Raw genomic sequence first — 10,934 nt, 5'->3', positions numbered from 1 at the left:
CTCCCGCGGCTAACGATCAGCACCTCCTCGCCGCCGTCACCCGAGCGGCCCCGCAACGTCCCGATCCGATCAGCCACCAGAGGACCCTTCCGCCCGGAATCTGTATCACTACACACTAGACCCGAAGGGACGGCGTCTCATAACTCTAGAAACCACCCTGAGACACAGCGAGAACGCCGGCGGCATACATGTCCCGCACGGGTGTACCCCAGAGCGACGTCGGGCTTTACGGGCGCTGAACCGGTCGGGCACCCAGGTCGTTTAGGACAATTCGACCCCCGAGCGATGAGTCAAGACCTGTCGGTACCCGCTTGTACACTGCGACGTATGCCAGAACAACACGCCACTTTCGGCGACGCCTACTGGGTGACTAAAGAGGCCACTGCGAACCCGGCGCGCGTCGGGAAGCCCGCCCGGCCCATGGCATGCATGGCCGAGCGCCGCAACGACACCGCATGGGCGGGGCTCGCTCGCGTGACCAGCGATGCGAGGCCAGAAGATAAGCCCAGCAAAGCGATGCCCGAGATCAATGCGACGCGCCTCGGTGCCTCCGGGTGGTGGACTGCCCGCTACATCCACCCAGTTCATAAATCGGTCACGGGACATGCTGGCAAGTGTGAGTTCCTGGGGCGCCTCCCCGAAGACGAGGTCAACGTGGCGCGAGAGGTATACCGAAGCCGGCTGTACGACTCATGACGTGTACTCTGGCAATTCTTTTTCCAGCAACGACCGAGGGGACGAGCAGTGAGAGTCAACTGGCCTGCCGACCTACCGGTGTCAGCGCGAGAGCTGTGGGTCAAGGGTGCGCAGAGGACGCAGGTCCGTGTAGGTGACCTGTGGGTCTTATCCTGGAATGGCGAGGTCGTGGGGCACGCGGTAATCGCGGCCGCCCGGCCCGACTATGCCCTTGCGTGGCCGGTGACCTTTCCCAGTGAAGCGTCTTTCTCGCCTGGACTCGTAGTGGAAGATACCCCCCTCGGTGTGCCCGTCACAGTTTGGCCGACCAGGGAGACCGGGATCGGCAACCACTTGCTCGATCGCAGCTTGGGTCAGCTGCTCTCGCCGGACAGCATTCGTCAGCTGTCTATCGCGCTGGACGAAGACGACGACCCCGGTCTAGCCTTCGCGTCGACCTCCGCTGAGGATCCCGAAAACTCCGAAGCTGACCGTCTGATGGTCGCTCATTGGACCGAGCTATGTCTGAACAACGGTGGCGCTGAGGACGGATCATTCCTGGAGTCGACGAAGGTCCAGCGGGCGGGCGGCGATGCACGGATCGTCAGCGAAGTGCTGGGTCTTGGACTGCCGGAGCTGCGGTCAGTCATGACCGGTGCCACGCCGATCACCACTGAGCAACTCGCCGCACTCGCTAAGCGTCTCGGGGTCGAAAGTGGGTCACTTACCGGATCTGACCCACTTTCAGACGTCGTCGTTGACATCGCCCACCCACGATTCAAGCGAGACGTGGTCGCCCGCGTAGCGGAGACAGGGATAGCAGAGGAGGCGATTCGCCGCTCCGCCCGCCGAGAGTTCGCCCTTGCAGCCCGCAATGATGGCGACAATCTGCGGGAGTCTAAGTTGCGCGACGCAATCGGACGCGCTGGCCGAAATGCCGGGTGACACCTTGGACGGGTGGGAAGAACTCGGAATCACTTGTGACCCCGCAGCGATCGCCGCGCGACTTATCGCTGAATGCACCACCTTCAACCTGTCGGCGCTGGCCAGTGACCCGCTAGAGACCCTCTCCGGTAGCGGCGTGCTCAGGATTGAGATCGAACAGGGGCTCGTGAACACCGGCTGCGGCGGGGGCGGTTACTACCGTCCGTCCCCGCCGACAATCCATCTCCATCCCGCTACATCGCGTCGCGACAACTTCACTCTGCTCCACGAACTCGGCCACCACCTGCAGCAAACACACGACCAGTGGGGCTTCATGCTCATCGATATGGACGACGGGGGCCGACTCAAGATCGAAGAGCAGGTGTCCGACCAGTTCGCCGCGCAGATTCTGATGCCTGTTGGAGAGGGTGATTTCCACGACGCCTCATTGCACCCAGCTGACGTGATGTCCGGTCTGTTCGCCAGGTCCGAGGCCTCCCGTTCCGCAGTCATGACGCGCGTTCGAGAGATGCTCCCCCGAGGTTCCCGGTGGCTTCTGGCCGTCGCCGACGTCGACGGGATCGTGATCTCATCCGCCAGTTCGTACACTGATCCGCAGCCTCCGCGAGGCTTCTTACAGGAGGGGTTTACGCGTGTAGCCAACGAGGCGATGGACTCCGCAGTGCGACGGGAGTTCCACGAGGGCATTGAGTACAGAACTGGGGCTCTGCTGGACGATCTTTGGGTCGAGGGCGCGTTAGATTATGAGGAGCGGTATGTGTTCCTCGCGCTCAGGCCTACCACCGTTGATGGCTCAGGAACATGGACCTACCCGTTACAAGAGTGCTCCAACCCGGCATGCGAGGCGACCTTCCATACGAGGCAGTCGAGTGGACGGTGTGAGAGCTGCCAAGCCTTTAAGTGCCCGCACTGCAACAGGTGCACATGCACTGCGCCCGAAACCCCGACCGTGTGCGACAGTTGCTTCATAGAGTATTCCCGAGCCGAGATGGCATCGGGCACGCATGAATGCTGGTGATACTGAACGGTTCCCAGTTCGGCTGAAGGCAGCCTATTGGGTTTCGGCGAGATTTTCCGTAGACCTCGAGGGCTCGTGCTTGATCCACACGGGACTACGGAGGCCTGGCCCTACGTATGGTGAGCGCACCGCTCCACCAATGAAGGGACGTCATGACACCAGTCGGTTTCGCAGACAAGGTCACGTTCGTCTGGAGGGTCGCCGACAAATTACGGGGCACCTTCAAACAGCACGAGTACGGCTCGGTGATGCTCCCCCTGCTGGTCCTGCGCAGGATGGATGCTGTTCTGGCTCCGACGCGCGACAAGGTCCTCGACCAGGCGGTGTCGGTGGGTGTACCCAAGAGGAACAGCTAGCCTGAACTCGTCCTTGGAGGGCACGCACTACTTCTCTCACGCAACAGGCCTTGCCGGACAAGCGCGGTCAGCAGCTTCTCCCCAAGGATGTCACGCGGCGCCCGGGGTCCCACCGTGCCGAGCCGCGTCCCGAGATAGGCCCACCGAACGGGCGATCACGGCCTCACGAAGCTCTGGATCGTTCATTATGTCTGCTCGGTTTGCATCTTCGATTCTCCTTCGTTCCGTTCGTATCAGACATCACCGAGTGCCGTTTCGGTGGATCAATGCTGAGCGGCGGACAGTGGTTGAGTCGCCCCGATCAGAGTAAAGACCCGCGCCACAACGCCCGCGCGCTGCGCCACGCCTTCGCCGCGGTCTCCTTTCGAAGGCGGATGCCGACCTCCTCGCCGTGTCGCGGGCGATGGGACACGCCCGCCCGTCGATCACGCTGGACCGCTACGGCCACCTCGCTCCCGCCCGCCGGGCCCCGCTGATGGCGAGGATCGACGAGCTCGTCGCACCGCTGGCGAAAGCCGCGTGACGGCCCGTATGCGATGGACGACTCGAAGGAGCGATCGGTCGATCAACGTCCAGAGTCGCACGACGCACGCCGTACCCTGTCAACGTGAGCTCGAACCCTGACCCGACAGAACCGCGGATCCGCGTGTCCGTCGTGGCTCGGACAGGCGAGGTCGAGCTGACCGGTGAGCCCGTGACGGTCGTTCCGGGGCCAATTGTCCTGAGCGTTACGGGCCACGCCAGCCGAAGGGTCCGCGTCGATGGCGTTGACCGCAGGCTCTCCGCCACGCGGACTGGCGTCCTCGCCCTCGACTACACCCGGTCGACGGGTTTTCACCGCATCGAGGTCGACGGGCAGGTCTTCTGGTTCGCCACGGAGGACCACAAGCTGCGGCTCGAGGGCATCACGCACATGCTGGACCACCTCCGGAACCTGGGCACCGGGTGGACAGGGCAGGCGCTGTTCTCGGACGGCAGTGGCTACCTGGATCCGCACGTCGTCTACGGCTGGTTCGACGCGAACGCGGACGAGGCGCTGGACGCCATCGAGACCGTCCTCGCCGCGCCGCGGACCGATGACGTCTCCATCCGGATGCTCAGCCGCCGAGGCGGCAGCTCAGTTCTCGCCGTGCCGACGCTGCGCTTCCTCAGGTCCGATCCCCAGCGCAACGTGATCGAGCAGGTGGGCGGGCTGCTCACTGCCGCCGGGAAGGTGTACAACCCGACTCGAGTGGTCGCCCGACGCCGGCATCGTACGGTGGACACCTTTGCGAACCGCCGAGCCGTGCACCTTCTCGGCCTCCTCGGCCAGCTCCTGTCCGAGCTCATGCGCGCGCAACTCCCGGCCGTGCCTCGCGCCCGGTGTCGGCTCTGGCGCGAGCGAGTCGGACGCCTGTCGACCCAGCCGCTGGCGGGCGCACTCCGGCTGAAGCCGAGCGCACTGGGCCTGCCGCGGCATGGACCCGAGTTCACCGATCGCAGCTACATCAAGGTCTTCGACCTCACTAGGACGGTCTGCGGGTTCGGCTGGTCTGCCAGTGCGGAGCCTGCCAAGCGATACAGCTACATCGAGAGCGCCGACCGGATCTACCAGGCATACGCCGCGCATCGCGTCGCGTCGGTGCTGGGGCTCAGCCAGACCTCCGGTGCTTTCGGATCCGCCCCGCTGGCCTTCACGGGACCCGGGTTCGACCTGTACTACGACACGGTGCCGCCGGCCGACGTCATCGCTTCGTGGCGCGCACGCACTCCGGTGCCCGACGCGTCGAGGCCCGATCTGCTGCTCCACGAGAGGGCGACGGGGAAGGTAGCCGTGCTCGATGCGAAGTACCGGATCGGCAGCGACGGGCACGCCTCCGAGGACAGCCGGAAGGAGGTTGCCGCGTACCAGAGCCTCTACGGGCTCTCAGCGGTGGCGATCCTATACCCGGGTGTGGGGAGGGACGCCAGGGTGATCACCGACCACGGCGAGAGCGTCGTCGAGATTCCGGTGGTGGGTCCTGACGACGGCCTGGACCAGGCGATCGTGCACGTCCTGGACCGGCTACAAACTCCCCCGTACGCCTAGATCGGCTTAAAGGAGCGGCAGAAGCTCGTCCGAGGGACCTGACATCGTCTGGTCGATCAGGCGGCCGATCTCCTCAGCGTTCGGCAGCGCCGCCGAGGCCGCGAGGAGCGGTTGCACGTCGGAGTGGGTCCCGCGCAGCTGATGCATGATCTTGTCGGCGACAGCGTTCCCAAGAGCGGTCAGCTCCGCTTCGGCGTCCCGTCCGGACATCACCAGCGCCATCACGATGTCGCGCAGTATCCCCAGGGTGAACCAGGATCTCCCGCTCGCTGTCTCGAGGACCGCGTTCGACACGGCCACCAGCGCCTCCTGTGCCTCGGCACTGAAGTCGCCGATGTCGGATACGGAGCGGAGGGCACTGAGCCGGAGCGAGTCGAACTGCGACGTGCGCCCGGCCTTCTCCCTCGCCTCCACGCGTTCGCGCTCGTTAGCGATTAGAGCCTTGACCACGCCGGCAACGGCAGTAGACGGATCGTTCTCGTATCGGTCCCCGAGAACGTTCGGCATCGTGATGGTGGTCGACCGGCGCTTGGTCGGCGAGCTCACCCGGGTGCGGGTCTCGGGCTCGTCGCGGAAAGAGTTGCAGGTCGCGAGGACGAAGGTGTCGATCGGCAGGTTGGCGACCTCGCCATCCGGCAGCCGCACGATCCGCTCCCGCTCCTGCGTTGCGACGAGCACCGCGGACAGGTAGGTCTCCACCGAGGCCAGATTGAACTCCTCAAAGATGACGACGCGAGCTTCCAGGGGCGCGTCGTCGAGCAGGACCTCGCGGGCGAAGTCCTGCAGGTGCACTGTCCCGTCGAGCCGCTCGTAGCCGATCAGTTCGGCCTCGTCGAAGTCCGCCCGTACCGGGATCATCAGCGGAGCGTCCAATTCGAACTCCTGCTCCATGGCGCTCCCCAGCAGGGTGGCGAAGAGGGTCTTGCCCGTGCCGGGCTGGCCCACGAGCACGACCAGGTCGCCGCGGAGCCAGGCAGTGAGCACGCGGCCCACGAGGCCAGGAGGGAGCTGGAAGCCCTTCGCCGCGACCCGGGTCTCCAGGTTGGCGATGACGGTCGACAGGTCGTCGGTGACGGTAGGAGCCGGGGGGAGGACGCCGAGTTGCTGGTAGGTCTCGTCGGAGACCGGGTCGGCGGCGAACGGGACGGCTCGGTACTCGGTCGGGACGTCGTCGCTGAAGATCGTCCCGACCAGGTCGCCGCGGTCGGGCCCGAACTCGTGCTTGAACCAGGCGTAGAGCTTGTCGATGTCGTCGGAGCCCGCACCGAGCCCGGCAGCGCTAAGGACCGAGGCGTCGATCGCCGCGGTGTCGACGTCCCTGCCGGTCCAGAGCGCGAGGTCGACGAGGCGGAGAGGCTTCTTGGTCTCGGCCAGCAGGTCCGCGCCTGCGCTGGGCGTCAGTCCCCAGACGTCTCCTGCCAGACCAGTCTGGGCGGGTTTACGCTGGATCAGGACCTCGCCGCGGCCTGCCCGCTGCCCGCGCTGCCGCTGGAGGCCGCCGCCGGTGAACTTCCGTGTCTGCCAAGGAGTGTCGTCGCTCCAGATGGCCCGGTACGGGCGATGGGGGTCGGGCGCCCCGGGAAGCTCGTAGAAATCCTTGAGGTACTGTTCTTCGACTCTGCCGCCGTACGGGACCTGAGTCGTCGTGGGGTCGACGTTCTGACGCTTCGCCTCGCGGAGAAGCGCCGGCAGCGTCACGATTGTCAGGGCGTGGACCCCTTCAATAGCGTTGACGGCGTCGAGGAGCAGTTGAGCAGGTACATACGGCACAAACTTAAGGTACTTGGCGGGCTTCCTCCCCGCTGTGAGCGACGCGGTGCGTCCCCGATCAGTCGGTCACGTTGCCGAGCTGCTCCATATTGTCCGAGATGAGCGCGCAGAAGTCCGGGTTGAGCTCGATCCCGACTGAAGACCGGTTCATCTCGTCGGCGACGTACATCGTGGTCCCGCCGCCGACGAAGGGGTCGAGAACTGTCCCGCCCTCCGGGCACCCGGCCGCGATGCAGCGCTCCACCAGCTTCCGCGGATACGGCGCGTAGTGCGTGCCGCGCGCGAGCGACTTGCGGTCCGGCTCGATGAACCACACGTCTTCCTCGCCGTCGAGCCCCTCGCGGTCGAAGAAGTAGCGCGGCGACTTGGAGAAGAGGAAGATGTGCTCGTACTTGCGCCAGGGGCGGTCCTTGCTCGTCGGCTCCGGGATCGCGGACTTGCGCACCCAAATGATGGTGCTCCGCAGGGTCCACCCGTCCTCTTGCATGGCCAGCGCCACGCGCCAAGGGATGCCGATAAGGGACTTCCGGGGAAGCCCGAGCCCGGGACCGTCTACCGCGCGCAGGCCAGGCAGTCGGCGGCTGCGGTGCTTGTCGTCCTTGCCGTGCGGCCTACCCTTGGCGCTGTAGTAGGTGTCACCGAGGTTGAGAAACACGACGCCGTCTGCGGTCAGAGCCGGTCTGATCGCAGCGAACGTCGCGCGGAGGTTCTCGACGTAGCCGTCGATCGTGGGCTCGAGCCCGAACTGGCCGTCGACCTCGTAGTCGCGCTGCCAGTAGTAGGGAGGGCTCGTGATGACGCAGTTGACCGAAGCGGGCTCGAGCCTGCTAGCGACCTCTTTGCTGTCACCATTGAGGATCGTCCACGACGTGCCGCTCTCGCGCTTGCCCGAGGCGTACAGCGGGTCCTCTTGTTCAAAGTCGTCGTCATACACAGAGGACAGGCTCACAGAAGGTACCGACATTCCACCAGTGTAAGACATCTCCGACGGAGCGTCGAACTCCGCCCCAGTGTGTCGCGGCGAGTCCTCGCGGCCACCGGCCGTAGGCTGGAACGTGTCGAACGTCCCCGATCCCGAGCTGAGAGCTCTCGCCGAGCACCTCGTCGGCCCTGCTGAGATCGGCGAACTGCTGGGCATCGACTCGAACACCGTGAACGTCTGGAAGGTTCGGCACCGGCACTTCCCGCAACCGGTGAGGCGGCTTCGGTCCGGCGACATCTGGGACCGGCGGGAGATCATCGCGTGGGCGACAGCGACCGGTCGCTATCCGGTCGGAGTCGAGCCGCAGAGCTGACTTCGTCCGATCCATACCCCATGGAACGCGCGATGCTCGCGCTTCCGGCTTCGGACCCGTAGCGCACGTCCAGATCGCGCGCGGCGGAGCCGTAACGGGGCGGCGCTGCGTCAACGACGGAGCGGCACGCATTCCGAAGATTCGCGTGGTGCACCAGGGGCCCGTCCACCAGCATTCGATACTCCTCGACCACATCGGCGGCGCTGGCATCCATCTCATGCGACAGCACGAGCAGGGACGCCGGCGCGGAGACGCCCAGCGAGATGCTGTACGAGGCGGCCAGGGCGTGGACCCGAGCTAGTTGGTTCACACGTCGACCGCAGAGCACCTTTGCAGCGTCCACCCAGAGCCCGGCCCGTCTGGCCAGCTCACGGTAGGGAGAGGTCGAGATGTCCACAAGCCTGCTGTTGAAGCGGTCAGCGTACTTGACCTCGACCGCGATGACCTCGGTGCCCAAGTCGCTTGCGGCGACAACGAGCACGTCGATTCGCGTCTGGTCGTTGAGATGGAGGCTGCGCCGGGCGGGGGCGAACTCCAGCTCCACGCTCTCGATCCGCCTGAGGTCCGGGCGTCCGAGCCAGGTTTTAAGGCACTCCAGGAGCCAGGCGTCGTCCTGCCCGAGCAGGCCGAACAGATTGATGGTCATCGCCTGGCTCGAGGTCATGTACGCGGAACAGCGCGGATCGATGCCCCAGCCCTCCGAGTGACGCGTCTTATACAATCTGAATGCGCTCGGCGATCCGAAATTAAGCCCTGCCGCCACATCACCATCGGTGAGGACACTTCCCAGCTCCTTGGCTGATCTTCCCCTTGTTGATCCCCAGCGGCTCAGCCCCAGGACCGCGGCTCGATACCAGGACTGGTGGAGCCGAACTCGGCGGATGAGCGGCCCGTCGCCGGGATTCTGAGGCCCGAGATCCAATTCCATCGGGTCGTGGCTCCTCCGGGTTGTTCGTCGAGCATCACAGGGTCCAGCTTCGGTGCTTTAACAGCAGGCTACGTCCCTCCCCGGTTCGCTTGCGCCCGTTCCTGTCGCTACTGAGGCGCAGAGCGCCAGAAAGGTCGATCTGGTCGTCGTACTGTGTGATGTCCTCCGACATGACACATCCGGCCACGGTCACGCTGCGGCTCTACCCGGCACCGAATGCCTGGCGGCAGACCCACTGAACGACAAGGACCCACCCGTGCACGCATGGTGCGGGGTGGGTCCTCGGAGCCTCGTCGCGGCGGTCGCCGCCGCGGGGCTCGACGCTCAGAAAGGTGAGAGCGGGTGCGGACTCAGAGCGTGCCGACTGCCTTGGCGAGCGCCGACTTCTTGTTGGCGGCCTGGTTCTGGTGGATGACACCCTTGGTGGCGGCCTTGTCGAGCTGACGCGACGTGGCGACGAGCAGGGCGCCGGCCTTCTCCTTGTCGCCGGCCTCGGTGGCCTCGCGGAGGTTGCGGATGGCGGAACGCAGGGCCGACTTGGTCGACTGGTTGCGGAGGCGGTTGCGCTCGTTGGTGCGGTTCCGCTTGATCTGGGACTTGATGTTGGCCACTCGTCACACCTTTGGTCGGCTGTCGACGGCTCCTCTGGAGGACCCGCCGAGCTGATGTCGTTTCTCTCGTCCTCGCGGACACGCAGAACGTGGTCCGATGGACACAGACGGACAATTATACCAGCGGCGATGTCACCGACCAAACGCGGGACAATGCCCTCCGCGCCCACTGTGTCCACGCCCGGGTCGACCCCCGGCTCACCGCTACCAACGTCCAGGCCGGGTACAACTAGGTCGCCGCCCACTCGGCCACCCGACTGTCGCTCTCCTCGAAATGACATCTGGTCGCCGTACTACGCTGCATCGCTCCCAGGGATTGTTCGACCTTTTCGATACCGCGCCCCAGGAAAGCGATGTCGACTCAGCGGTGACCGGAACCGTAGCGGCAACGGTGTGGGCTGCCGGCGAGGATGCGGCCGGCGCGGTGCACGATCGGATGCCGGCCTTCCCTACCCCGGCCGCGTGGGCCACCCGGCTGGCCCCGGAGAAGGTCGCCAAGAACGAGGCCAGCAGGCTGCTCGACCTGCTAGAAGCCGAGTCCCGGACGGTGGCGTCGACTCTCCAGACCCGTCCGATATCGCGGGCTGTCGACAACGTCCGTACCTTGGACCGTCGCGATGCCGGCCTGATCGAGGCGGTTACTCGCGGTGGTGGTGATCGATGACGGTTCGCCCCTGGCGGTAGCGGGGTTTGCCGTCTGCGCCGTTGCGGTAGCGGCGGGGGTGGCTGGCCAGTCGCCTCAGGTCACCTAGGGCGTGTCTCCCATAGGTGAGTGGCGACCGCCGTGACGTGAGCTATCTAGCTCATTACGAGGTGGCAACCCAAGCCCAGCTCTCGTTGGACGAAGTGGCGTACAGTTTCTGATTCCGCTGCTGTGCAGCCGAGAAGAACCTTGACTTCGAGGTCTCGCTTGCCAGGATCTACTGTCATCAAGACCGCAGTGACCCTGCGTGGCATCAGCGACCCCACGAACACGTCGATGCCGTCACCGTCGCCACTGCTGGTGCCGTCTAGATATCCGTAGTCCAGCGGATAGATCGCCTCGCCGTAGCGAGGGTGTGGTGTTCCCCTGGGGCGGTCGATGACAAGACGACTGGTGGCTGCAAGGTGTTCCAGGGCGGAGAAGATGTCGACGGCTGCCATGTAGTGAATCTAGGGCGTGGCGCCCGAAGCTGAACGGTGCGCCGCGAGACCGTGGCCGTATGGGGCAAACAAGGTCACGGTTTCGCCAGTTCACAGATGAGCAGTGGGAGCGGATCGAGCCCCTG

General features: G+C 65.3%; 11 protein-coding genes. 6 read left to right on the top strand and 5 right to left on the bottom strand.

Annotated features, from left to right (window positions below):
- Positions 1-327: 327 nt before the first annotated feature.
- From HMPREF3086_RS18715 to HMPREF3086_RS16700, 5 genes are all read left to right on the top strand, one after another.
- Positions 328-696 (top strand): hypothetical protein, encoded by a 369-nt coding sequence (locus HMPREF3086_RS18715; protein WP_141764145.1) that lies wholly within the window; start codon positions 328-330, stop codon positions 694-696.
- Between the two features lie 285 nt (positions 697-981).
- Entirely contained in the window at positions 982-1,620 is a 639-nt protein-coding gene (locus tag HMPREF3086_RS18710; RefSeq protein ID WP_141764144.1) for a hypothetical protein, read from the top strand.
- Positions 1,550-2,638: an ImmA/IrrE family metallo-endopeptidase gene (locus HMPREF3086_RS19985; protein WP_070723020.1), complete on the top strand. Its 1,089-nt coding sequence runs from the start codon at positions 1,550-1,552 to the stop codon at positions 2,636-2,638. The genes HMPREF3086_RS18710 and HMPREF3086_RS19985 overlap by 71 nt, the downstream gene beginning before the upstream one ends.
- 152 nt (positions 2,639-2,790) lie before the next feature.
- A complete protein-coding gene (locus tag HMPREF3086_RS16705; RefSeq protein WP_070723019.1) occupies positions 2,791-2,994 on the top strand; it encodes a type I restriction-modification system subunit M N-terminal domain-containing protein in 204 nt (67 codons plus the stop codon).
- Positions 2,995-3,601: 607 nt separating this feature from the next.
- Entirely contained in the window at positions 3,602-5,062 is a 1,461-nt protein-coding gene (locus tag HMPREF3086_RS16700; protein WP_141764143.1) for a DUF2357 domain-containing protein, read from the top strand.
- A 6-nt stretch (positions 5,063-5,068) separates the two neighbouring features.
- Here the strand turns inward: HMPREF3086_RS16700 and HMPREF3086_RS16695 are convergent, their stop codons facing one another.
- The 4 genes from HMPREF3086_RS16695 to rpsT all read right to left on the bottom strand — a co-directional run bounded on the left by HMPREF3086_RS16695 (position 5,069) and on the right by rpsT (position 9,666).
- Positions 5,069-6,832 (bottom strand): AAA family ATPase, encoded by a 1,764-nt coding sequence (locus HMPREF3086_RS16695; protein WP_083324503.1) that lies wholly within the window; start codon positions 6,830-6,832, stop codon positions 5,069-5,071.
- A 58-nt stretch (positions 6,833-6,890) separates the two neighbouring features.
- Complete coding sequence (locus HMPREF3086_RS16690; RefSeq protein WP_168169114.1) at positions 6,891-7,766, bottom strand: DNA-methyltransferase; 876 nt, start codon at positions 7,764-7,766, stop codon at positions 6,891-6,893.
- Positions 7,767-8,068: 302 nt separating this feature from the next.
- Entirely contained in the window at positions 8,069-9,055 is a 987-nt protein-coding gene (locus tag HMPREF3086_RS16685) for a PGN_0703 family putative restriction endonuclease (protein WP_141764142.1), read from the bottom strand.
- A 350-nt stretch (positions 9,056-9,405) separates the two neighbouring features.
- Positions 9,406-9,666 (bottom strand): 30S ribosomal protein S20, encoded by a 261-nt coding sequence (gene rpsT / locus HMPREF3086_RS16680; protein WP_070723011.1) that lies wholly within the window; start codon positions 9,664-9,666, stop codon positions 9,406-9,408.
- 274 nt (positions 9,667-9,940) lie between these two features.
- Here rpsT and HMPREF3086_RS16675 point away from each other — a divergent pair, with 274 nt between their 5' ends.
- Positions 9,941-10,330: an SOS response-associated peptidase family protein gene (locus HMPREF3086_RS16675; protein ID WP_210401893.1), complete on the top strand. Its 390-nt coding sequence runs from the start codon at positions 9,941-9,943 to the stop codon at positions 10,328-10,330.
- Positions 10,331-10,464: 134 nt separating this feature from the next.
- On the opposite strand, the gene HMPREF3086_RS18230 is transcribed toward HMPREF3086_RS16675, so the two are convergent.
- On the bottom strand, positions 10,465-10,809 hold the full coding sequence (locus HMPREF3086_RS18230) for an inorganic pyrophosphatase (protein ID WP_061917816.1): 345 nt from the start codon (positions 10,807-10,809) through the stop codon (positions 10,465-10,467).
- Positions 10,810-10,934 lie beyond the last annotated feature (125 nt).

The sequence above is a fragment of the Dietzia sp. HMSC21D01 genome (assembly GCF_001815995.1).
Taxonomy (GTDB): Bacteria; Actinomycetota; Actinomycetes; order Mycobacteriales; family Mycobacteriaceae; genus Dietzia; species Dietzia cinnamea.
The sequence above is the reverse complement of the archived record's forward strand: the minus strand, read 5'-3'. Positions and strand labels throughout refer to the sequence as shown.